Genomic DNA, 22,662 nt, shown 5'->3' on the forward strand with positions numbered 1-22,662 from the left:
CTCTCCTCGTCTTCCATAAAAAAGAGGAAGGCCTCCGCCTTCCCCTATAGGTATTTTCTGTCGTAGCTTTCTATTCCCTTGGTAATCCCTCTGGCGAGTTTGTCGAGATAAGAATCCTGTTTGATTTTGCTCATTTCAGAGGGGTTGGACATAAATCCGCCTTCGATCAGCGCAGCGGTCATCTCGGTCTTTCTGAGCACCGCGAGGTCGGGACGATTCTTAATGCCCCGACTGTGCGCGCCGGTCTCGGACAAGACGGCATTCAATACCTCTCTGGCGAGACGCGTTTGGTCTCCATCGTCCTTCTTGGCAGCCACATCGTCTTCCGAAGCGTAGAGGACTTCGATGCCGTATGCCTTACTGCTTCCTGCGGAATTAAAGTGGATGCTCATAAATATATCCGCATTTGCGTCATTTGCCATATTCGCCCGGTCGTAGAGCTTGATAAACTCGTCGCGGGTACGCGTCATAATGACATTATAGCCTTTCTGGCGCAAAAGGGCTTCTACCTTTTTAGAAAGTCGCATATTCAGTGCTTTTTCCGTGGTGCCGTCTACGCCGACCGCGCCGCTGTCGCTGCCGCCGTGACCGGGGTCTAAGACGACCGTAACTTTTCCGTTACCGCCTTTTCCCGGTACTGCATTGGGCACAGCCGTATCGACCGGCGGTGCCGTAGGCTCCGTCGCATCGGGCTGCGGCAAGGGCTCGGGCTCAGGTGCGGGCGCCGGTTCCGGTGCCGGCGCCTGTACGGCCCCGTTGGAAATGCCGGCGAGTCTTTTTCCCTGATCCCATTGCACGTCGAATCCTAGAGATTCCGAAAGAAAACGCAGGGGCACCATGGTCTTGCAGGCGCCGCCTTTTTGTACGTATTCCACCAAACGCGGAACGGAGTTTTTATCCAAATTTGTCTTCTGTCCGTTTACATATACGACAGAACTGTTGATTTTCAGTTTTACGTCTTTGTCTTGCATGCGAATGGTCGCAGATTTGGAATTCTGGTCCCACTCCACATTGGCGCCCATCAACTCGGTGAGTTCGCGAATGGGCACGAACGTCCGGTTTACATCTACATAAGGTTCAAAGGAACAGTACAGATTAAACCCGTTGACTTCTACACTTGCCGTCGTCACTTGGCGCTTTTGGCCGTTGGACTTTATCAGAATTTTTGTGCCCATGGCATTTGCCGCGTTGGTGAATCCGAACAGGAGCACCATCACCACTACCAGGCTTGTGAAAAATCGTTTCAAGAGAACCTCCTCGTATGTAACACTTTGTCACTACAATTATGAGTTTGATTCTCCGAATTGTCAATCTTTCCTAGGATTTGTAACTTTATTGTAATTCTGCGAGGGCACTATATAGAGCATCGGCGCCCGGCGGATCGATGGGGGTACGATCGCCTTGATCCGTATAGACAATGCCTTCCTCGTCGGTAATCACGCCGATCTGTGTAAAGGGAATGCCGCGCTGTAAGAGTTCGTCGTGCATGGGCTCGAAATCGTCCGGGTTCATAATGACAATCATGGAGCCGGAGGAGATAAGCCGATAAATATTAATATCGGTCGATTCTTCGATCGCCCGCGTCGCCGGATGTACGGGGATCTTGGATTTTTGGATTTCCATGCCCTTACCCACGGCGACCGCACTTTCCCAGAGGGCGCCTTCTACGCCGCCTTCGGTGATATCGTGCATATATCCGATGCGAAAGTGGGCGGCGACTTCGCCTTCGGTCTGTACGCTGAGGTCGTCTACGAGTTCCGCCCCCCGCCGGATCAAGTCGGATCCCAAAATATGTAAGGCATCGGCGCGGTCGTGACAGAGTATTGCCGTGCCTTCAAGCCCGGCATATTTGCTCATGCACACGAGGTCGCCCGCCTCGATCCGATCCGGCTCGGGGAGATCTTCTTCCCGCACCCTGCCGATCACGGTAGAGATCATAATGGGTTGATTCACCGTATCAGTGATCTCCGTATGGCCGCCGATAATGTCCATATGCACTTCGTCGCAGGCGCTTCTCGCATCGTTCATGATTTTTTCGATGTCGCTGTCCTTGGTACCCAGCGGCAACAAGAGGGTCAAAAGCACGCCCACCGCGTCGGCGGATTTTGTGGAAACGTCGTTGACGCTGACGTGGATCGCGAGTTTTCCCAAATTTTCTACCGCACCGGTGATGGGATCGCTGCTCAATACCGCGAGATCCCCGCCCAAATCCAACACCGCCGTGTCTTCTCCCACTGACGAGCCGACGAGGACTTCTTCCCGTTTTTCTTCGATCTTAGAGAGGACCAGATTCTCGAGTTCCGCATTGGGGAGTTTCCCCGGTTCCGAATAAATTTTCATACTTCACACTTCCTATATTTCTTCCATATCTTCTACTACGGACACATCGCCTTGTGCGTTTAAGGCTTCATTCTGCATACCGCTCGCCGATTCTTCTCCTGAGGACGCCTCCGGCAAAACCATCAGCCGAAAATAAACCACATCTCCGACGCTAGCCGAAGGTTCTTTTGTCACTTTTCCGTCGAGATCCTGCTCCAATGTTTGTATCCACGGATCGATCAGCGTTTCGTCTTTGGTTTCGCCGGTGATCTCGATGGTTCCGTCACGAAATTCGACGCCGGTTAGAATGACGTCTGCGGGCACCGATGCCTGAATAGTCTTGATCTGATTGCCCACATCGGCGGGCGTAGATGCGGCATTCGGCATCTGCTCGGCAACCATCTGCTCTTCCTGCCTGCGATCGCTCTGGGCCGAAAGCGCGCGGTTCTCTTCTTTTAGCTTTTCCCCGTATAGGAAGGTACCCAAGAGAATGCAGAATGCCAAGGCGACGGCAACCAGTGGGAGAATATATTTTTTGCTGGCGGCGGTATGTTTTTCCTTCCCTTGAAAGCGCATCAAGAGTTCCTTATGCGCAAGCCCCGCTGCGATTAAGTCGCCTAGCGGCAGCTGACGATACCGCCCTTCTTCCATGATAGCGCCGTAGATGCCGCTTTCTACCAAACTGCCGGTGACCAGCTCTACTTTGGAAGGAGAAAACCCGTTGCTCATGCGCTCGAGCAAGGCGAGGTTCCCGTAAAAAGCCGCCTCGGTCTGTTGGCAAAAACGTTCCCGGTCGATCTCCGAAACCCGTTCTTCATAATTGTCCCGCAGAACGCGCGCCATTTCCGAAAACTCCAGTCCCTCATTCGTAAGCAGAGAAACCATCGCCTCATTTTGTTCCGTACGAGCGTAGTATCGATTTTCGTTGACATAATGAAAGCCCAAATGCCCGATGGCAATCGAGTACATGCGTCCCCCACCCAGATGGTGGCAAAAATCCAGAGACAGCACACTCAAAGGCACGATCCCTTCAAAGGTCATATCACATCGTTTTGCCAGATCCCGATAGGCTTCGGTGATCGCTTTCGGCAAGATCGCTACCAATAAGTGGTGCACGCCTTCTGCTTCAATATAGTCTGTATAATCCAAATCGTATTCGTCCGGTTCCTGAACGAATAAATTCTCCCGCTCGTTTTCGATCAAAGACTCCACTTCTTCTGTCGACATCGACGGGATGTTTAGGGAGCGTACCACCGCCTGCGCGGTATTGACGATAAACAGACAGCGGTCTTTTTGGATGCCTCGTTCCTCGAGGGCACGCTTTAGAATATATTGAAGCTGCGATGCGTCTTGAATGCGGCCGTCTTCGATGACGTGGACGGGAATGTCAACGGGTTCGAGTTCACCCGAGGGCGCATCGTCCTCCCAACGGCCGATATAGGCCGTACGGTCCTCGATATAGAGTACCGTCAGGTTTTTATTAAATAGTTTCATAGCTTCCTCCTTAGAATATTATAACCCACCCGGAAGAAATTTCTATGAAAAGCCGCCATTCCGAAGAAAAGTCTATACGATCCATAATCGCATTATAATAAATCCCGCGAGCAAAAAGGGATACATCGCCACCGCCTCTTTTCGGCTTTTGCCCTGAAAAAGCAGCATCACGCCGTAGACCGCCGCCATAGAAAAGGATACCGTAAAGAATAAAAAGGCGAGATACACCCCGGGCAATAGGAGCGCCAAGGCCGCGGCGTAGTACGCATCGCCGTCGCCGACGCCTGCGGGAAACAAAAGTGTGAGCAGGCGAAATAACAAAAATATCGCAAGACCGCTCAAGGGGTATATTTCCCTTGCAAGGATTGCAAAAATGACGAGACTTCCGATTCCAAAAAAAAGATCCAATGTGTATACGGCGCGGTATTCGGCGTCCTCTTGCGCCAAATACAAAAAATATACCGCCACCCCACCGCCTAAAAATCCCGTAGCGCCTATGCTGTAATGGGCTACGGCCGCAGAAAACAATACACCTGCCGCTATTTCTCCCACGAAATGGCGTAGCGGTATTCGGTAGCCGCAATCGCAACGCCCGAGGCGCAGCAGATACCCGAAAACGGGCACCAGAAAATACGGCGGAATCGCCCGGTGACATTTGTCACATCGACTGCGGGTAGATATCCAGTCGATCCCCGCCTCTCTGCGCTCGGCAAACAATGCGAGAAAGGAATATAGGGAAGCGCCCAAAAGAAAAATCGCCGTTTGAAGAAGGATCTGCACGACTCTACTTTTCCGTATCCTCTATGAGTTTGTCGCCTTCGACTTTGACCTTGCCCGGCTTCACTACGATTTTTCCATCATTTACGGTGACGGAAAATTCTTCGGCTTTTAATTCTTTTGCCGGTTTGGGCAGCTTTTGATCTTCTAAATACGGTATCAATTTGTCCGCGCGGATCTCATTGTCCTCCGGATGATCGGTCGCATAGAGGATCGCCGCATTTTTGATCACGCGGACATTCGCATTGTGCGTAGATGCCTGGGCGCTCAGATTCGACTTTTGATACCGGGGAATGGCGATCGCAATCAGAAGTGCGAGGATAGCGATGACGATAATCAACTCGATCAAGGTAAATGCCTGTTTCTTTTTCATGGTTTCCCTCCTAAAAACTATTGACCATATCGAACATGGGTACGGCGACGGCAAAGACTATAAATCCGACGATGCACGCCATCATCAATATCATTGCGGGCTCTATGTAAACGGCAAATCTCCGCATGCGGTATTCTTGCCGGCTCTCTTCCATTAAAATAAGGACATGCAACATCTCCGATAGTTTCGAGGACGCTTCCCCGATGGCGACAAATTCGGATACCTCCGCCGGAAAGAGCGACGCCTCTTTCATGGCCGCAGACAATCTCTTCCCGGCGGTCAACTGCCTCGAAATTTCGGAAAGGCGGTCCCGTATATATACATCGACGGTGCTTTCTTCGGCATTTTTAAGAATCGACAATACGTCCACGCCGCTATCCGCCTGCATCTTCATACTGCGCAAAAATCGCAGTATAAAGGGTTTTTGTGTAAAAATGACACACGGCGGAAAGTGGTAGAGCCATTTTCGAAATAGGAGTTTGGTTTTTTCGGCGGAAGCAAAAAGGAGAACGCCCAAACACAATAGAGCCATTGCCGCAATATAATAGCTTCCGTAGGACGCCATATGTTCGCTGATGCCCAACAAAAGGCGGGTTGCGGGCGGTAATACGGCGTTTTGGGATTGAAAGACTTCCAAAAATACGGGCAAGATGGCGGATAAGACGATGCGCAGGACGAAAATTGCCGTGACCAAGAGCACAGCCGGATACGCGAGGGCATTCAAGAGCCTTTTTTGCATTTCGCTCTCCTTATGAAAATACGCGCCCAACTCGCGATACACCATGGAAAGCGTACCCGCCGTCTCTCCACTGCGGATCATGCCCGGTACAAAAGCGGGAAATCCGCCCGCTTCGGCAAAAGCGGCGGAAAGCATCGCGCCCTGTTGCAGACGCTCATAGATCGCCTGTAATTTTTCTTTCTTTCGGCCGCGGGACTGATTCGCCATCAATCCAAATACCGCCCCTACATCCATGCCGCCTTCGGTCATATAGGAAAGTTGCAGAAAAAATACGGACAAATCTTCAGCCGAAAACTTTCGATTTGCGAGCAAATCTCGCTTCCAGATCGATTGCGTCTTCAATGTGACGATGCGGAAACCTCGGTCTCTGAGCCGTTGTTCCGCCGCCGATGGATTTTCTGCCTCGATCTTTCCATCGAGCAATACCATATCCTCGTCGTATACCTTATATTCAAAAATCATACCGGCTCCTAAAGGGTCATCGTGGTGCGATACGCTTCTTCTATGTCGATTGTGCCATTTTGGATTTTTCTTCGTAGCGCTTCTTTCAGAGAAAGCATGCCCCGTTCTATGGCATAGGCGCGAATTTCGTCGATATCGGCATCCGCGGCGATGCGGCGCCGCATCCCATCATCCACGGTCAAAATTTCAAAAACCGCTTCTCTGCCGGCGTATCCGTTTCGACAACGCTCGCAACCGACGGCGCGATAGTGGATGCCGTCGACTTGAAAAAACGCATCTTTTCGATCGTCTTCGGTCTTGCAATAAGGACAAAGGGTCCGCACCAAGCGCTGAGAGAGGATGCCGATCACGCCGGCGGAAATCATATACGCGGGAATCCCCATATCTCGAAGGCGTAACACCGCGGCGGGCGAATCGGTGGTATGCAAGGTCGAAAAGATCAAGTGTCCGGTAATGGAGGCGCGCAGAGCGATTTCCGCCGTTTCCCTTGAGCGAATTTCTCCCACCATAATCACTTCCGGATCCTGCCTTAGGATCGATTCCAAGCCCGATGTAAAGGTGACATCGGCTTTTTCGTTGACCTGCATCTGATTGATTCCTTCGATCGCGTATTCGACGGGGTCTTCGATGGTGACGATATTTCGATCCGGCTGATTGAGCCGCTGTATGAAGGTATACAGCGTAGATGTCTTTCCGCAGCCCGTCGGCCCGCACAAAAGAATCAACCCCTGCGGCTGGCGCAAAAGCGCATCCGTCGTGCGCAGGTTTTCGCCCTCGAGACCGATTCCCACGGGTGTGTAGTCCATCCCTTCGGGATCCAAAATGCGCAGCACCAATTTTTCCCTGCCGCCGACGGGTATGGCGGAGACGCGCACATCGATTTTTCTGCCGTCCCGCTCAAACGAAAATCTCCCGTCCTGCGGTCTCCTCCGCTCGCCGATATCCATGGCAGCGAGAATCTTTAGGCGGGTCGCGAAACCGGAGTACAGCGCATCCGGATACGTTCCGTACACAAAAAGAGTGCCCTTCCGACGCATGCGAACCCGCCAATTCTCTTTTTGGGGTTCGACATGCACGTCGGAACAGCACTCTTTTACGGCATCGTCCAGAATGGCATTGGTCATCGATACGGCATCGTCGTTTTGCCGTCGTCCGCCCGATTCGGGCGTTTTGGAAGACATATCGGAAATTTTCTCGAGTATAACCTTTCGACGAATCACAAAAGAGAGGTCGTCGCGAAGCTCGGGAGAAGGCTCCTTTGCTTCGAAAACGAACCCGTCTTCGCGTTCACCGATGAAATTTACCCGAAATCTCTTGCAGATCGCATCGAGATCACGCTTCGTTTCCATCCTTTCCCTCCCAGACACTGTAATCACAGTCCTTATTGTGACATAGGATTCGAGTCCCTTTTCGGGTCTCCTTTTTGGTTAAAATATCGCCGCATTTGGGACATTTTTTGTCGATGGGACGATCCCACGATACGAAGTCGCACGCCGGGTATTGGTCGCAACCGTAGAACTTTCTACCCTTTTTACTGCGTTTGACTACGACTTCGCCGTCCTCGCATTGGGGACAGGTCACGCCAATTTTTTCTACCAACGCCTTGGTGTTTCTACATTCCGGAAAACCGGGACAGGCGAGAAATTTCCCGTATCGGCCCATCTTAATGACCATATTGCGACCGCACTTCTCGCACACAATGTCGGTGGGCTCGTCGCGGATTTCGACTTTTTCGATCTCCTTATCCGCCACTTCCAGATACTTCGCCAACTGCTTATAGACTGCATCTACTGCCTCTTGCCATGCCATATCTCCTTCGGCCACAGCATCCAAGCTGTGTTCCATATCCGCGGTAAAGTCTTCGTCGACAAAGCGCGGAAAGTATTCCGTCAGAAGATCGTTGACCGTCTCTCCCAACTCCGTCGGCACGAATTTCTTCTCTTCCATCACCACATAGTAACGAGACATCAAGGTATTGATGATCGGGGCATAGGTACTGGGTCTGCCGATCCCCAGCTCCTCTAAGAGCTTGATCAGGGATGCCTCGTTGTAGCGCGCCGGAGGTTGGGTGAAGTGTTGTTCGGGGAGAATGTCGGCGACTTTTAGCTTCTCGCCTACTTCCAAGGCGGGGATTTCCTTGTCCTTTTGCTCTTTTGCAGGCAGTACGCGGAGAAAGCCGTCGAAGACCAAAGTCGAGCCGCTCAGGCGGAATACCTCGCGATTGCTCAGAAGTTCCACCTTCTGCGTGTCGTATTTTGCCGCGGTCATTTGCGATGCGACAAAGCGCGACCAGATCAAATTATACAGGCGAAATTCGTCGCGACTCAAACTGTCTTTTACGGAAAGCGGCGTGCGCTCCACATTTGCCGGGCGTATACACTCGTGCGCATCCTGGGTATTGTCCTTTTTCTTCGACCAAGAGTACGGACGGGAATATTTTTCGCCGTAGTTTTCGAGGATATGCTTTTTCGCCTGATCCACCGCCTGGGCGGAAATGCGCGTCGAGTCCGTACGCATATAGGTAATCAGACCCACCGAACCCTCTCCGGAAATGGTGATCCCCTCGTAGAGGCGCTGCGCCACTTGCATGGACTTGCGGGTCGAAAAATTCAGGCGCTTGTTTGCCTCCTGCTGCATCGTAGAAGTGGTAAAGGGCGCCGAAGTGGAACGCTTACGGGATCCCTTCTTGACATCGCGCACCGTGAAATGTTCTTTGTCCATGCGCGCGAGAATGGCATCGGCTTCCTCGCGATTGGCGATCGAAACCGATTCCGCCGTATCCCCTTTCAATACGCCGAAATATTTCGCTTCGAGCGTCCGCCTGCTTTTTTTCAATTTGGCGAGAATGCTCCAGTACTCTTCCGGTACGAAGGCGTCGATTTCGCTTTCTCGATCGCAAATGATTTTTAATACCACCGACTGCACCCTGCCCGCGCTCAGGCCGGATTTGACCTTTTTCCACAATAACGGACTAATCTTATAGCCCACCAAGCGGTCCAAAATGCGGCGCGCCTGCTGAGAATCGACCAATTCCATATTGATGGGACGCGGGTTTTTCATGCCGTTTTTCACCGCATCTTTTGTGATCTCGTTAAAGGTAATCCGCACATCGTCCTCGGGATTCATGTCGAGAATGTGGGTCAAGTGCCAGCTGATGGCCTCCCCTTCCCTATCCGGGTCCGTCGCCAGCAGGACTTTATTGGCCTGCTTTGCTTCTTTTTTTAACTCTTTGATAATCGGGCCTTTACCCCGAATGTTGATGTATTTAGGCGCATAATTGTCTTCCACGTCGATGCCCAGTTTCGACTTCGGCAAATCGCGGATATGCCCCACAGAAGCGACGACTTTGTAATGACTCCCCGCCATCTTCCGAATCGTCTTCGCCTTGGTGGGCGACTCCACGATAATCAAATTTCTAGCCACGCTATCCCTCTATCCTTCTGTCTCTATTCGATGATCTCTATAGAATCTCCGTCTGCACCGGAGATATAGTTCTTTAATTCCAACATTGTCAAAAGCGTCAAAACTTCGGCGATTTCGAGACTCGTCTTCTCGGAAAGCGCCTCGGCGTTTTGATAGCCGTTTTTTATACTATCATATATTTCTTTTTCTTCCAAAGTCAGATCTTCTCTCTGCGGTGTGGCGAGGGGCCGCACGCCTTGATACACCGCCGACTCCAAAATATTTTTCGGGTCTAATACGATCTGTGCCCCGTCTCGAATCAAGGCGTTGGTCCCCTTGCTGTATACCGAGTCCAAATTTCCACAGATCGAGAACACTTCTTTTCCCATCTCCCCGGCGAGGCGCGCGGTAATCAAGGACCCGCTCCGCTCTTTGGCTTCCACCACCAATACGCCGTCTGCCAAAGCGGCGATAATGCGGTTGCGCTCGGGAAAGCGAAAGGGCTTGGGTGTCGTAAAGGGCGGGTATTCGCTGAGCACCAATCCGCCTTTTAATATCCGCTCGTAGGTATGCCGGTTGCTTGCAGGATAACAGGCGCCGATGCCGTTTCCGAGCACCGCGATCGTCTTTCCGTCTACATCCAACGCGGCGGTATGGGCGATTTTATCTATACCCAATGCCAAGCCGCTTACGATGCATACGCCGGCCTCGGCGATGGAGCGAACGAACTTTTCGCACATCCGCTGTCCGTAGTCGGTGTGCTTCCGCGCCCCCACCACCGAGAGCGACACATTCTCCAAAAGATGCAAATCCCCCAGGGCATACAGTACCACCGGCGGCCTCTCCGTAAGCGCCAAGGCCTCGGGATAAAAATCATCGCCGATGACGAGGATTTGTACGCATTGCCGTTCGATCAACGAGAATGCACGCGACAAATCTCGTTTCATCCATTTGTCGACCTTGTCTCTAAGACGCGGCGGAATATGTGAAATTGCAGTCCAGCTGCCCCGCGACAAAAATCGCTCGAATTCTTCCGTGTTCCCGATAAGCGTCAACAATTCATCGCAGCGCGCGCCGGCGACGGACAGACGAATCAGCGCTTCGCGCACTTCGGATGCGATCATGGCGACCAATATTTTCCCTCCACGGTTTTATAGCGAACGGCCTCCAAAATATCGGACTCACAAATTTCGTCGTGGTCCGCCAAATCGGCGATGGTACGCGCCACTTTCAAGATCTTGTGAATGGAGCGTCCGCTGAATTTGTACTTGTGATAAGCGGCATCTAAAATCTTTTGACACGAAGGACTCAGTGCGCAGTGTTTTTCGACATCGCGATCGTGAATATGCGCATTGGAAAGAATCGGACCGTCCTCAAAACGTTTTCTTTGCCTCGCCCGCGCCGCCTCCACGCGACTTCGAATGACGCGGGACGATTCGCCGGTGTCCTTTTCGCGCATCTCCTCGAGGGTGACGGGCCGCACCTCTACGTGAATGTCGATTCGATCCAAAAGCGGATGCGAAATCTTCTCGAGATAACCGCGGATCTGATTGGTGCTGCAATTGCATTCGTGATTAGGATCGCGGTAATAGCCGCAAGGACAAGGGTTCATGGCGGCGATCAATTGAAAGCGCGCCGGATACGACAAACTCGCCGTCGCTCGGGCGATATGTATGGTGCCGTCTTCGAGCGGCTGGCGCAGGACCTCCAAAACCTTCGACTGAAACTCGGGGATCTCGTCGAGAAACAACACGCCGCGATGGGCGAGCGAAATCTCGCCGGGTTTCGGTACCCGTCCGCCGCCGATGAGCGATACCCCGGAAGCAGTATGGTGCGGTGCGCGAAACGGCCTTTTCGTAATCAATTTGTTCTCGTGCAATGTGCCGGCGACGGAGTGAATCTTTGTGACCTCCACCGCTTCTTCGAAATCCATCCGCGGTAAGATGCCGGCAAAGCGCTTGGCGCTCATGCTCTTTCCGCTCCCCGGCGGCCCGATCATCAGCAGATTGTGCCCGCCTGCTGCCGCGATCTCGAGCGCCCGCTTCAGTTGACTTTGGCCCTTAATATCGGCAAAGTCCAAATCGTATTCGGTATCGTCTTCCATGGGATTTTCGCGATAGGCCGGCTGCACATCGGATTCGCCCTGAAGGAGCGCCACCGCTTCTTCTAAGGAGGGCATCGGATAAATATCGACGTCTTGTACGACGGCGCATTCGTGTTCGTTTTCCGCCGGTACGACAAATTTTCGATACCCCAAACTGCGCATAGAGATCACCATGGGAAGCGCACCGCGCACCGGAGATAAGGCGCCGTTCAGTTGCAGCTCTCCCAAGAATACGTATTCGCTTAAGTCTTCGCAATCGATCATGCCGAGTGCGGCTAGCATCGCGATCGCAATGGCGAGGTCCATTTGCGAACCGTCCTTTCTCCGATTGGCCGGCGACAGATTGATCGCAATGCGGCCCGGCGGATAGGGATAGCCGGAATTCTTAATCGCGCTGCGAACCCGCTCGCCGGATTCGCGAATCTGTGCATCGGGCAGCCCCACCATCAACAATTTCGGCAACCCCCGACTCAGGTCACACTCCGCCTCTACCAAAAACCCCTCCAGCCCCTCCAGGCTACAGGTGTTGACCCTCCCATACATTTCAATCCTCCAAATCGTTGCCGTCGAATGCGCCTTCCAAGTGGTACAGTTTCGGCGGTTGCATCAGATAGACTTCGATAATGTCGAATCGAATGTTTCGATCCCACATGCCGTAACGCGAAATATAGTATTCCGCCGTCGTATAAATCTGCCTTCTTTTTCGCGCATCCACCGCCTCCAGCGGTCGTCCGTAGCGCAAAGATTGTCTGGATTTTACCTCGGTAAAGACGAGGAAATCCTTATATGTACTGATGATATCGATTTCTCCTCTGGCAAAGCGGAAATTGTTCTCTAAAATTCGGTGTCCCTTGTCTCGAAGAAATTTCGTCGCAATCGCCTCTCCCCGATCCCCCGCGTTCATAGCCACCTCCCGTCTCGTCTACTATACCCCGACGGAGATTTTTATACAATAAAAAACCGCCAAACGGCGGTTTTGTGTGTCATTCTTATTCTTCTTCGATTTCTTCCTCGTCGAAGTCGAAATCGTCGTCTTCTTCGTCGAAATCTCCGTAGAGCTCGTAGTCGTCAAAGTCGAGATCGTCGTAATCGTCGAAGTCGTCTTCTTCGTAGATAAAGTCTTCCAATTCGCCGAGATCTTCTTCCACGACGTCTACATAATCTTCGAGATCGTCCAGGCGGTCGTCTACGGTTTCAGCCAATTCGGCCACGACATCCACCAATTCCAGTAAAATTTGGCCTTCTTTCGATGTATCGTCCACACCCAAACCGTCCGCTAAACCTTGTAAATAGGCGATTCTTTGCAAAATGTTTTTCATAGCATCCTCCTTGGCTATACCCTGGACATATATTCGCCGGATCTGGTGTCGATGCGGATGATATCGCCGCGGTCGACAAAAAGAGGTACAAGTAGAGTAAATCCGGTCTCTACCGTCGCGGGCTTGGTGGCACCGGAAGTGGTATCCCCTTTTAAGCCGGGTTCCGTTTCGGTGACTTCGAGCTCGACGAAGTTGGCCGGTGAAACGTTAAAGGGCTTCTCTTGATAGATTTGAATGGTCGCGGTGTCGTTTTCGCGCATAAAATTCAGCGCTTCCTCCACATAAGACTTTTCAATGGGAATTTGCTCGTATGTATCGTTGTCCATAAAGTAATACAATTCGCCGTCGTTGTAGAGGTACTGCATTTCTTTGGTTTCGATTACAGCGCTCTCGAACTTCTCCGAGGGATTGAAAGTGGTTTCTTTGGCCCCCCCATTGATCACGGAACGAATCTTGGCCCGAACAAACGCCGCACCTTTTCCCGGTTTTACGTGTTGGAAGTCGACGATTTGATACACATCTCCATCCATTACAAAAGTTACGCCTTTTCTAAAATCACCAGCTGAGATCATATTTTCCTCCTTAAATGTACTTCGGTTCAATTATACCAAAAGGAAATTTTCCCCTCAAGTTTACTTTCTCCTACCGGAACTCCTTTTTCGTGCGGATATTGCCGCACTCGAGGAATTCGGGAAAATTTGCCAAATATCGCTCTGCCTTTCGGGGGTGAAAATTGGACACCGTATCCATCGGCAGGTACCCGATACAAAGGCCGTCGCAGACGATTTTCCCCTCGACGACGCTGTCCGCTTCGGCTATCACGACGCCGCGCACATACAGGGTTCCCCGTAAAACGCTGCCGGACCGCAAAAAGACGAGACCTTCCGTCGAATACCCGTCCGGGACCGATAGCTCACTGCGAATGTCGAGGGCCTGTTTTGCCTCGGTCTGTATCTGTCCATCCGCCCCATCCGTCAGGATCCATTTACCTCCATTGTAATGCATTTCGCTCGGCCGATCGACGACCACAGAAGGCAGTCTATCCTTCGGCGCATACGACCAGAGGCGAAATGCCTCTTTCCACGCGGGCAAAAGCCCCGCCGTTTCGATTTCGTCGGCAGAGAGAATGCCGTCTTGCTGCGCAAACAGCGGGTGGACGAGTTCTCCCGTTACGATCGCGCGGCTGTATATCCCCCGGTAGCGACAGTCGGCGGAAAGAGAAAACCTCGTATAGGCGCCGGACGTGCGTATAGGCGAGATCTTCGCCTTTTCTCCGGCGATGCCATCCCAACTGGGCGCGCTGAGGGCAATGGCATCCCTTTCCAAGAGCACTTGTCGAAACACTTCTTCGTCCGTCGATCGATAGGCCAAATGGGCCATCGATTCTGCGGCATAGCCGCTCTTCAGACCGTCTCGCTCCGCTTCCAATAAAAGGCCGCCCCGTTCCAGTCGAGACAATAAAAAGAGCAACAAGAAAGAAAGGATGGCGAAGATAAAGATCACCAAAATACTCACCGATCCCCGCGCCTTATTCATACTTCCCCCGGGCGGCGACGATCCGCTCTCGTTCCTCTATGCCGTCTTTCCATCGTATGCGTAGCAAATTCTGATCGCGTACAAAGCGTATATCCCCGCTCCCTTCCCATATGCGATTTTTTACGCCGTAAGGGCCGTAGCTTTCTTTCTTCCGCGGTACGCCGATATGATAGTCTGCATAGCGATCCAATCGACCCCGTTTGGAAACATAGGTGATGATGCCGTGTTTTTCCTTGCCCTCCCTTATGCGATAGATGGTGATCGCATCGGAGGAGACGGCGCGGATTTCTTCCGCTGCCAATACTTCCTCGGCCAGGGAATCTACGGCAAAGTCTCTGTCCCTTAATCGGTCGATCCTCTCATTTATATGCATGGCGCTCGTCAGCGATCCCGATAGAATCTCTGCCGTCGCCGCAATCAACACGGCGCTCAATGCGATGGCGATCAAAATCTCAAGGAGCGTAAATCCCTTCTTTCGGCCGATACACGCTGAAGAACTTTTCTCCCGTTTCTTCACTATATACCTCCACCATATCTCCATAAGGGTCGTAGGGCGTAATCGTAACCATGATGCCCGGCTCTCGGCTTTCCTCGTAGGCGAGGGCGCATTCCGCGGCATTCTCCGCGCGGCGCAAAATTTCTTTTCGCGATTCGATGCGCCGCCCCTGCCGATACCCGCTCCCCAAAGCGGATGCGACGAAAATCACCAGCAGGCCCATCAAGGCGACCGCCGCCATCACCTCGATCAAGCTGAATCCCTTACTCTTCACGAATCTCCTCCACGCGAATACGCGCATTGACCGGCGACAGGATCAACAGATACCTGCCGCTTTTTGTTTCGAATTCGACCATTCCGCTATTGGAAGGCCGCCCGGAGGCACTGAATTCGAAATAATCTTTTCGGTTTGCCGTCCTACAAAGCCGCATATAGGTACCGGGTTCATAGACGACGGTTTTCGTTTCGCTGCCGTCTTCTAGTGCATAGCGATCCTCGAAAAAGTCCATTCGACAGCTCTTTCTTTTGACCATCGCCTCTCTGCGTAAGTCGTTCAATTCCGCTTTCATTCCATAAATTTGGCGCTCAGCACGGAATCGCTGAACGCCAAAATATCCCAAAGACGCAATGCTTACGACGATCGCCAATACGGCGACCGTACAGAGCACCTCGATCAGCGTCATAGCCGGGATCTTATGATTCATTGGAAAGAATTTGCACATTTTTAACGGCCATCGTCTCCTCTTTCGCCGTGTGCGGTGTAAAGCGATAGCGAATTTGCGTGGCGCGCATGGTGCCGTCCATGCCGTTTAAGGGGAAGAAAATACGGTGATAGCCGTCGCCCATATCGTCCGTGCGCACGGGCACGACTTCTTTACTATTGCCCTTGAGATCTGCCAAGACAAGGCTAAATTTGCCGTCGCTTTCGAGGGGCATTGATACGTCGATGCTGAACTCGTATCCGTTTTTCGGCAGATAGAATCCGCCCGTATCCATGCGGAGTTCGCGTTCAGTCGCCTCGGTTTCCGTTACGGGCACATCGGCGCCTTCTTTTTCTTCTGTGGTCTCGTCTTTCGACGCGTCGAGAGCCTGGATTTTGTACTGTAGCTTCAAAACATCTTCAGATTCTTTGTGTCCGGAAGGCTCCTGTGCCATGGAGACCGCATTTCCGTCGACAAAGTTTGCAGAGAGAATGCTCTTGAGCGCCGAATAACGGGTAATCGGCGGAGCGATATACTCCGTTTCGGCAGTCATGGGCGGTTTGTCGGTTTGCGGCTTCACCTTGGGTTTTGTCGGCGCTTGGGGCTTCTTCTCGGCGGGTTTGGCACTCGGCGTACTTGCCCTGGGCGGCGTATAGCTGACCGAAGGTTTGCGGCCGGTGATCACGCGGGTCTTGGGCGTCTTCGAAGCGTCAAATGGCTTGGTGGTCGCCGTAGAACCCGACGCGGGCTTGGGATTCGAAGAACTCGTACTCGGCATAGACGTCGACGGATTCGTGGGCGTCGCCGTCGTATTCGGCGTGGGCGTCGGCGGCGTCGGTGCCGACGGTTCTTCCGAAAAGGTCTTGTTCTCCAAGCTGTTGTCGGTCACCGTATAGGGAAGGAATACCCTAAGCACGGTAGATTCCGCGCCGGACGGGTCTTTCTGGTATGAAATGGAGTCGATTTGAATTTTTTTCGGCGCGCTTTCCAAGGTTTCGATATACTGCGCCAATACATCGCCGGAGCCGTTGTGCTCGACAACGAGATTAAGCGATCCGTTGCTGTCGTCTGTCTTTACGACTTCCTCGCTCACGATCACGGCATTGGGATCGGCAGAAATATAGTTGGCGACTGCGGCCTCGACTTCGTCCTCGCGCAAGATTTCCTTTTCCGGCGCATAGACGGAGGCATCGGGTTTTTCGGCATGGGCCACCGAAGAGGCATTCAATGCGGCCTTTAGGGCTTGTTGCTGCTCCAAAGGCGCCTTCAAAAATGCGGCATACCCGCAAGCACCGGTCAAAGACAATAAAAGCGCGGCAAACACGGTCTGTTCTCTCTTCGAAAAGTTTCCCTCTTTAAGTCGCTCCAGGCCGTTTTTAAACAGCGGATTGATAGGGCGTTTTTTTTCGGGCGTTCCCTCCGCCCGTTTCGGCAAAAAATTAAATTTCACTCCATCACCTCGCAAATATTGTATCAAAACTCACAAAGAAAGTCGATACAATCAAAAAGAAGAGGAGTCGCCTCCCCTTCTTACCAAAATTTTCTATCTCTTCCTCCTGCATATACCGCATCGGCGATTCTTTCGTGCCCTTCGGGTACGAGATGGATGCCGTCGAAAAACAGGTCATCCGAACCTTCCAGCACCGCTTCTAAATGCAGCCCCTGGGCGATATGATCCCACTCTATCGCCTTTTCTCGCAGCGAATCCAAAAGAGAGATTCCTACAAACGGTTCTTCGTTTACAATCACCGGTACGGGCGGCACGATATACAGAAACCGCGCCCGTCGCGATTCGACGTAGCGTCGAATCGCGGCGACCGCCCTCTGTAACGTTTCGACCGAAGCGCCGCCGAGCAAGTCGTTGCAGCCGCCCAGTGCGAGTACAATCTCTCCCGGTGCGATCTCCGGCAGATTGTTTGCAATCTCCGTGATCCATGCCCCGTTTGCGCCCGAGTTTATAATGGGTCGTTCGAGCTTACTTTCTAAAAGCGATACCCAGCATTCGCTTGGAGCCACGCCGTAGCCGGCGACATAGGAATCGCCCAGGGCGATGATATTAGCCAATGACGTGCTCTTTGATTTCTTTTTGGAGCGAGGCGATCAAGTCTTCCATCTTTACGCCGGCGGTCTCTTCGCCGTCGCGGGCACGGACCGACAGAGTCTTGTCCGCCTGTTCCTTTTCGCCGACGATGACCATATAATTGATGCGGTTGATGCGGGCGTCGCGAATCTTCTTGCCGATTTTTTCATTGCGGCGATCCAATTCGACGCGAATGCCCGCCGCTTCCAATGCGCGATACACTTCTTCGGAATAGTCTTGCGATTTTTCGCTGATGGGAAGGACCGCCACTTGTACCGGCGCGAGCCAAAGCGGGAACTTGCCGGCGTAGTGTTCGACAAGGATGCCCATAAAGCGTTCCATAGAACCCATCAAGGCGCGGTGGCTCATTACCGGCTGTTTCTTTTCGCCGTCTTCGTCGACATAGGTGAGTTCAAAGCGTTCCGGCATTTGGAAGTCCAGTTGAATCGTACCGCATTGCCAGGTTCTTCCGATGGCGTCTTTTAAGTGGAAGTCGATCTTGGGCCCGTAGAATGCGCCGTCGCCTTCGTTGATTTCGTAGGCCATCTTCTTGTCTTCCAACGCTTTTCGCAGCGCTTCGATGGCCGTGTTCCACTGCTCGTCGCTGCCCATGCTGTCTTCCGGACGGGTAGAGAGTTCTACGGAGTAGTCGAAGCCGAAGGTCTTATACAATTCGTCGGCGAGTTCGATCAACTTGCCCACCTCTTCTTGAATTTGAGAAGGCAGCATAAATACGTGGGCGTCGTCCTGGGTAAAGGTACGGACGCGGAACAGGCCGTGCAGCGCGCCCGAAAGCTCGTGGCGGTGCACTTGGCCGAATTCCATCAGCTTGATGGGAAAATCGCGATACGAGTGCATATCCGCTTCATATACGAGGATCGAACCTGGGCAGTTCATGGGTTTAATGGCATAGTCTTCTCCGTCGATCTTCGTAAAATACATATTGTCGCGATAGTGGTCCCAGTGGCCCGAACGATGCCAGAGGTCTTCGTTCAAAATGATCGGCGTCTTGATCTCGCCGTATCCGCGTTCCAGTTGCAGATCCCGCCAATAGCGTTCCAGTTCGTTTCTGATGATCATTCCCTTGGGATGGAAGAACGGGAATCCGGGGCCTTCTTCGCGGAAACTGTATAGGTCCAATTCCTTGCCGATCTTGCGGTGGTCTCTGCGTTTCGCCTCTTCCAGGCGTTCGAGGTATTCGTCGAGGTCTTTCTTCTTCTCGAAGGAAATGCCGTAGATGCGTTGCAGCATCTTGTTGTTTTCGTCGCCCCTCCAGTATGCGCCGGCAACGGAGGTCAGTTTTACGGCTTTGATGGATTTGACTTCTTCCAAATGCGGGCCGCGGCAAAGGTCCACATATTCGCCCAGGCGATAAATCGAGATCTCTTCGCCTTCGGGCAGCTCTTGGATCAGTTCGGATTTATAGGGATCGTCTTTAAAGAGCTTGGCCGCTTCCTCGCGCGAAAGCACCTCTTTTTGGAAGACGGGATTCTCTTTGACGATCTTTTGCATCTCGTCTTGAATCGCCTCCAAATCTTCGGGATTGAGCTGCTCGTCGAGATCGATGTCGTAGTAAAATCCGTTTTCGATAGCGGGGCCGATCGCGAATTTTGCGTCGGGATAGAGGCGTTGTACCGCCGCAGCCAACAAGTGCGCCGAAGAGTGCCAGAAGATTTGCTTGCCCTCGTCGTCTTCGAACTTGACCACGCGGAAATTGCCGCCTTCGGTGACGGTGTCGTGTTTACCGAGAATCTTTCCGTCGACCACCGCACCCACGCTGGCGCGTTCCAAGCCGGTAGAAATATCGGAGATCAGTTCCTTTACGCTCTTTTCGCCTTCGTATTCTCTTACGCTGCCGTCGGGCAATGTCAATTTCATCATAATCACCTCAATAAAAAAAGCCGACCGTCCCGAAAGGACGATCGGCGTCGTGGTTCCACCTTTTTTGCTTCTTAAGGCATGTAACGTATGCAGACGCTGCCGATTAAGGCAGAAGTCGGGGTTGGTTTTCCACATGAGTAAGAGCTCGCACCGTCCTCTTATCGCTGATTGGTATGTGTACTCTTCCCGTCAAGCTTAAGTGGAGTATAGCAGAATTTCATCGGGAATGCAAGTCGTCAATCGCGCTTTTTGTCACGCAGATATTCTACCAGCGCATCGGGAGAAAGGCGCTCTTCTTTGCCGTTTTCCATATCGCGGAGCGTGACCGCGCCGCTTTCGATTTCGGAAAGTCCGACGACGATGCAATACGGCACGCGCAGTTGGTCGGCGTATTTGAATTTCTTCCCCATCTTTCCGCTTTCGCCGTAATAGCCGGCGCAGATTCCCGCGTCTCGGAGCGTCTTTAAGAGGGCGAGAGACTCGCGTTTTGTCTCTTCAAAGGGAAGAATCAACACATCCAGCGCACTGTCTGTGAAATCGTCTAACAACCCCGCTTCGTTTAATTGGTAATACAGGCGCGACAGGCCGATCGAAATCCCCACCCCCGGCAACGACTGCTTTGTGTAGTGCGCGGCCAGATTGTCGTAGCGGCCGCCGCTGCACACCGAACCGATGGAGGGATACTTGTCGAGAATCGTCTCGTATACCGTGCCGGTATAGTAGTCCAGACCGCGGGCGATCTTCATATCGGGTTTGATATGTTCTTTTTTGACGCCCAGGGCATAGGCGATATCGAAGACCGCTTCTAATTCCGCCACCCCTTCCGAAAATTCCGCCTCTTCCACAGGCAGCGCACGGAGGGCTTCAAAGACCTCTTGAGTCGTTCCGTCGATCGCGATAAAGTCGGCAATGGCGGAGACAGACGCATCCGAAAGCCCCAAGGCCTGTAGTTCCTCTTTTACCGCTTCCAAGCCGATCTTGTCGAGCTTGTCGACGATTCGAAGGACCTCGGTAGAATCATCGATGCCGAGGGATCGATAAAATCCGTTTAAAATCTTTCGATTGTTGATATGGATGGTAAAATCCGAAAATCCCAGATCCATAAAGGTGCTTTCGATAATCGAGGGAATCTCTCCATCGTTAAACAGCGACAGCTTTCCGTTCCCTATAATGTCGATATCGCATTGGTAGAATTCACGAAAGCGGCCCTTCTGCGCCCGCTCTCCCCGGTAGACTTTGCCGATATGGTAGCGGCGAAAGGGAAAACTCAAATCGCTATAATGCTGTGCAACATAGCGGGCCAGCGGCACGGTAAGATCAAAGCGCATCGCGAGATCCGTATTGCCCTTTTTGAATGCATAGATCTGCTTTTCCGTTTCCCCACCGCCCTTCGCCAACAATACCTCCTGCTTTTCCAAGACGGGCGTGTCGATGGGCAAGAAGCCTTTTTCTTCGTAGTTTTTTCGGATAATGTCTTTCATCCGATTAAAAACCCGTTGGTCTTCGGGCAAAAGCTCCATAAACCCGGGCAGGGTGGACGGTTGTACAATATCGGTCATGATCTACCTCCTTGTAGGGCAAACATGGCCACCGATGCGGCCACATTGGCATTTAACGAATCGATGGAATCGCGGATGGGGATGCGGATGCGGTGCTCTGCGGCGCGGGAAATCTCCTCGCGAATGCCGTGGGCTTCGTTGCCCACCGCCAGGATAAAATCGTCTTTCGCCTCAAAATACGGCGTCAGCATATCTCCGCGGATATCCAAAGTATAAATGGGGCACTCTTTGGCCAGTCGGAAGAGCGCAGCATCGTCTATTTTGGCGATGGGAATGCGAAAGGCCGATGCCATCGACGCGCGTAAACTCTTGTCGTTGGCGGGATCCACGCAGTTCGGCCCGATCAGCACGCCGTCAAAGAAAAAAGCTTCCGCCGAACGGATCATGCCGCCCAGATTCCCCGGATCGGATACGCCGTCGGCATAGAGGAATCGACCGCGCTTCGGCAAAGCTTCGGCATCGCGTAGAAAATGTTTCGTCACGGCGACGACGCCCTGATCGCTCTCGGTGGAGACCAGGGAAGAAAATGCGCGCGGAGAAAGCAGCGTGATCGCCGCGCGCTCCTCCGAAAACTCATCCAACAGCGCTTCTGCGCGATCTTCGTCGATAAAGATTTCCTCGATATATCCCGTCTCTAAGACTTCCGTGACGGGAACGATGCCTTCCAGCAACAGCTTTTTGTAGCGCTCGCGATATTTTTTGTCTTTCAGCTTGCGGAGCGTTTTCAGTTTGTCATTGGACGGCGAATCAATTCGATTCATCGTACAAAGCCTTCATGGCGCCCAAATCTTCGCTGGAGCCGAAGAAGATAATGATATCCTCTTTGCGTAGGGGTTCTTTGGAAATATTTTGAACGATCAGATCCTCATTGCGACGCAGGGCGATGACGTTGATATGGTACTGGTTGCGCACCTCGAGATCGCGGATCGTATCGCCCACCCAAGAGTCGGGAATGCGGTATTCTACGATGCCATAATCCTCGGAAAGCTCGAAGAAATCCAAGATGCCGTCGTCGGTCAGTTTTTGCGCTAGGCGCACGCCCATGTCCATTTCGGGATAAATAATCTTGTGCGCCCCCAGCTTTCTGAGAATGCGTCCATAGCGTTTGGTCGGCGCCTTGGCGACGATCAGAGGAATCTCCGCTTCCACGCATGCCATCGTCGCCATAATCGCCGATTCCAAATTCGTGCCGATGGCGATAATCGCCACGTCGAAATTCTTCAGACCGATGTCTTCCAACACTTCTCCGTCGGTGATATCCGCTTGAATGGCGGTGGTCACGTCTTCGGAGATATTGCGCACTTTTTCGGCGTTAATGTCGATGGCGAGCACTTCGTTCTGTAAATCGAATAGCGTCCGGGCCACCGTGGAGCCCAATCGGCCGATGCCGAATACCACAAAACTCTTAATCAAATTTGCC

Annotated in this window: 23 protein-coding genes; all 23 read right to left on the reverse strand. The window is 52.5% G+C overall.

Annotated features, from left to right (window positions below; genetic code table 11):
- Window positions 1-44: 44 nt before the first annotated feature.
- Window positions 45-1,247 (reverse strand): N-acetylmuramoyl-L-alanine amidase, encoded by a 1,203-nt coding sequence (locus EL294_RS04355; RefSeq protein ID WP_126465480.1) that lies wholly within the window; start codon window positions 1,245-1,247, stop codon window positions 45-47.
- 85 nt (window positions 1,248-1,332) lie between these two features.
- Window positions 1,333-2,340 carry an AIR synthase related protein gene (locus tag EL294_RS04360; protein WP_126465481.1) on the reverse strand — a complete coding sequence of 336 codons (1,008 nt, stop codon included), beginning with the start codon at window positions 2,338-2,340 and terminating at the stop codon, window positions 1,333-1,335.
- Between the two features lie 12 nt (window positions 2,341-2,352).
- Window positions 2,353-3,813, reverse strand: a complete 1,461-nt coding sequence (locus EL294_RS04365) for a type IV pilus biogenesis protein PilM (protein WP_126465482.1) — start codon at window positions 3,811-3,813, stop codon at window positions 2,353-2,355.
- A 72-nt stretch (window positions 3,814-3,885) separates the two neighbouring features.
- Window positions 3,886-4,593, reverse strand: a complete 708-nt coding sequence (locus tag EL294_RS04370) for a prepilin peptidase (RefSeq protein ID WP_164715219.1) — start codon at window positions 4,591-4,593, stop codon at window positions 3,886-3,888.
- A gap of 4 nt (window positions 4,594-4,597) precedes the next feature.
- Complete coding sequence (locus EL294_RS04375) at window positions 4,598-4,963, reverse strand: prepilin-type N-terminal cleavage/methylation domain-containing protein (RefSeq protein WP_126465484.1); 366 nt, start codon at window positions 4,961-4,963, stop codon at window positions 4,598-4,600.
- Between the two features lie 10 nt (window positions 4,964-4,973).
- Window positions 4,974-6,164: a type II secretion system F family protein gene (locus tag EL294_RS04380; protein WP_126465485.1), complete on the reverse strand. Its 1,191-nt coding sequence runs from the start codon at window positions 6,162-6,164 to the stop codon at window positions 4,974-4,976.
- An 8-nt stretch (window positions 6,165-6,172) separates the two neighbouring features.
- Window positions 6,173-7,513, reverse strand: a complete 1,341-nt coding sequence (locus EL294_RS04385) for a GspE/PulE family protein (protein ID WP_126465486.1) — start codon at window positions 7,511-7,513, stop codon at window positions 6,173-6,175.
- Window positions 7,497-9,587 carry a type I DNA topoisomerase gene (gene topA / locus EL294_RS04390; protein WP_126465487.1) on the reverse strand — a complete coding sequence of 697 codons (2,091 nt, stop codon included), beginning with the start codon at window positions 9,585-9,587 and terminating at the stop codon, window positions 7,497-7,499. Before topA ends, EL294_RS04385 begins: the two co-directional genes overlap by 17 nt.
- Window positions 9,588-9,610: 23 nt before the next feature.
- A complete protein-coding gene (dprA, locus tag EL294_RS04395) occupies window positions 9,611-10,690 on the reverse strand; it encodes a DNA-processing protein DprA (protein ID WP_232006517.1) in 1,080 nt (359 codons plus the stop codon).
- A complete protein-coding gene (locus EL294_RS04400; protein WP_126465489.1) occupies window positions 10,687-12,213 on the reverse strand; it encodes a YifB family Mg chelatase-like AAA ATPase in 1,527 nt (508 codons plus the stop codon). The genes dprA and EL294_RS04400 overlap by 4 nt, the downstream gene beginning before the upstream one ends.
- Window position 12,214: 1 nt before the next feature.
- Complete coding sequence (locus tag EL294_RS04405; protein WP_126465490.1) at window positions 12,215-12,574, reverse strand: YraN family protein; 360 nt, start codon at window positions 12,572-12,574, stop codon at window positions 12,215-12,217.
- A gap of 85 nt (window positions 12,575-12,659) precedes the next feature.
- Window positions 12,660-12,989, reverse strand: coding sequence for a CD1247 N-terminal domain-containing protein (locus EL294_RS04410; RefSeq protein WP_126465491.1), 330 nt, complete (start codon window positions 12,987-12,989; stop codon window positions 12,660-12,662).
- Between the two features lie 14 nt (window positions 12,990-13,003).
- A complete protein-coding gene (efp, locus tag EL294_RS04415) occupies window positions 13,004-13,561 on the reverse strand; it encodes an elongation factor P (RefSeq protein WP_126465492.1) in 558 nt (185 codons plus the stop codon).
- Between the two features lie 70 nt (window positions 13,562-13,631).
- Window positions 13,632-14,525 carry a hypothetical protein gene (locus tag EL294_RS04420; protein WP_126465493.1) on the reverse strand — a complete coding sequence of 298 codons (894 nt, stop codon included), beginning with the start codon at window positions 14,523-14,525 and terminating at the stop codon, window positions 13,632-13,634.
- Complete coding sequence (locus EL294_RS04425; RefSeq protein WP_164715220.1) at window positions 14,518-15,042, reverse strand: PulJ/GspJ family protein; 525 nt, start codon at window positions 15,040-15,042, stop codon at window positions 14,518-14,520. Before EL294_RS04425 ends, EL294_RS04420 begins: the two co-directional genes overlap by 8 nt.
- On the reverse strand, window positions 14,978-15,295 hold the full coding sequence (locus tag EL294_RS04430) for a type II secretion system protein (protein ID WP_164715222.1): 318 nt from the start codon (window positions 15,293-15,295) through the stop codon (window positions 14,978-14,980). The genes EL294_RS04425 and EL294_RS04430 overlap by 65 nt, the downstream gene beginning before the upstream one ends.
- A complete protein-coding gene (locus EL294_RS04435; protein ID WP_164715223.1) occupies window positions 15,285-15,725 on the reverse strand; it encodes a type II secretion system protein in 441 nt (146 codons plus the stop codon). The genes EL294_RS04430 and EL294_RS04435 overlap by 11 nt, the downstream gene beginning before the upstream one ends.
- Window positions 15,715-17,172: a hypothetical protein gene (locus tag EL294_RS04440; protein WP_126465497.1), complete on the reverse strand. Its 1,458-nt coding sequence runs from the start codon at window positions 17,170-17,172 to the stop codon at window positions 15,715-15,717. The genes EL294_RS04435 and EL294_RS04440 overlap by 11 nt, the downstream gene beginning before the upstream one ends.
- An 80-nt stretch (window positions 17,173-17,252) precedes the next feature.
- Window positions 17,253-17,786 carry an SGNH/GDSL hydrolase family protein gene (locus EL294_RS04445; RefSeq protein WP_126465498.1) on the reverse strand — a complete coding sequence of 178 codons (534 nt, stop codon included), beginning with the start codon at window positions 17,784-17,786 and terminating at the stop codon, window positions 17,253-17,255.
- Window positions 17,779-19,683: a threonine--tRNA ligase gene (gene thrS / locus EL294_RS04450; protein ID WP_126465499.1), complete on the reverse strand. Its 1,905-nt coding sequence runs from the start codon at window positions 19,681-19,683 to the stop codon at window positions 17,779-17,781. The genes EL294_RS04445 and thrS overlap by 8 nt, the downstream gene beginning before the upstream one ends.
- Before the next feature lie 236 nt (window positions 19,684-19,919).
- Window positions 19,920-21,242: a histidine--tRNA ligase gene (gene hisS / locus EL294_RS04455; protein ID WP_126465500.1), complete on the reverse strand. Its 1,323-nt coding sequence runs from the start codon at window positions 21,240-21,242 to the stop codon at window positions 19,920-19,922.
- Entirely contained in the window at window positions 21,239-22,003 is a 765-nt protein-coding gene (locus tag EL294_RS04460; RefSeq protein ID WP_126465501.1) for a TrmH family RNA methyltransferase, read from the reverse strand. Before EL294_RS04460 ends, hisS begins: the two co-directional genes overlap by 4 nt.
- On the reverse strand, window positions 21,990-22,655 hold the full coding sequence (locus EL294_RS04465; RefSeq protein ID WP_126465502.1) for a potassium channel family protein: 666 nt from the start codon (window positions 22,653-22,655) through the stop codon (window positions 21,990-21,992). Before EL294_RS04465 ends, EL294_RS04460 begins: the two co-directional genes overlap by 14 nt.
- Window positions 22,656-22,662: the final 7 nt, after the last annotated feature.

The sequence above is a fragment of the Aedoeadaptatus ivorii genome (assembly GCF_900638585.1).
GTDB lineage: Bacteria > Bacillota > Clostridia > Tissierellales > Peptoniphilaceae > Aedoeadaptatus > Aedoeadaptatus ivorii.

Excerpts from the sequence above, each read along its gene's own strand:
- EL294_RS04420 (WP_126465493.1), bottom strand. The coding sequence starts at position 14,525 with ATGAATAAGGCGCGGGGATCGGTGAGTATTTTGGTGATCTTTATCTTC.
- EL294_RS04460 (WP_126465501.1), bottom strand. The coding sequence starts at position 22,003 with ATGAATCGAATTGATTCGCCGTCCAATGACAAACTGAAAACGCTCCGC.
- EL294_RS04405 (WP_126465490.1), bottom strand. The coding sequence starts at position 12,574 with ATGAACGCGGGGGATCGGGGAGAGGCGATTGCGACGAAATTTCTTCGA.
- efp (WP_126465492.1), bottom strand. The coding sequence starts at position 13,561 with ATGATCTCAGCTGGTGATTTTAGAAAAGGCGTAACTTTTGTAATGGAT.
- EL294_RS04385 (WP_126465486.1), bottom strand. The coding sequence starts at position 7,513 with ATGGAAACGAAGCGTGATCTCGATGCGATCTGCAAGAGATTTCGGGTA.
- EL294_RS04410 (WP_126465491.1), bottom strand. The coding sequence starts at position 12,989 with ATGAAAAACATTTTGCAAAGAATCGCCTATTTACAAGGTTTAGCGGAC.
- EL294_RS04380 (WP_126465485.1), bottom strand. The coding sequence starts at position 6,164 with ATGATTTTTGAATATAAGGTATACGACGAGGATATGGTATTGCTCGAT.
- EL294_RS04365 (WP_126465482.1), bottom strand. The coding sequence starts at position 3,813 with ATGAAACTATTTAATAAAAACCTGACGGTACTCTATATCGAGGACCGT.
- thrS (WP_126465499.1), bottom strand. The coding sequence starts at position 19,683 with ATGATGAAATTGACATTGCCCGACGGCAGCGTAAGAGAATACGAAGGC.
- EL294_RS04400 (WP_126465489.1), bottom strand. The coding sequence starts at position 12,213 with ATGTATGGGAGGGTCAACACCTGTAGCCTGGAGGGGCTGGAGGGGTTT.
- EL294_RS04375 (WP_126465484.1), bottom strand. The coding sequence starts at position 4,963 with ATGAAAAAGAAACAGGCATTTACCTTGATCGAGTTGATTATCGTCATC.
- EL294_RS04360 (WP_126465481.1), bottom strand. The coding sequence starts at position 2,340 with ATGAAAATTTATTCGGAACCGGGGAAACTCCCCAATGCGGAACTCGAG.
- EL294_RS04435 (WP_164715223.1), bottom strand. The coding sequence starts at position 15,725 with ATGAATCATAAGATCCCGGCTATGACGCTGATCGAGGTGCTCTGTACG.
- hisS (WP_126465500.1), bottom strand. The coding sequence starts at position 21,242 with ATGACCGATATTGTACAACCGTCCACCCTGCCCGGGTTTATGGAGCTT.
- dprA (WP_232006517.1), bottom strand. The coding sequence starts at position 10,690 with ATGATCGCATCCGAAGTGCGCGAAGCGCTGATTCGTCTGTCCGTCGCC.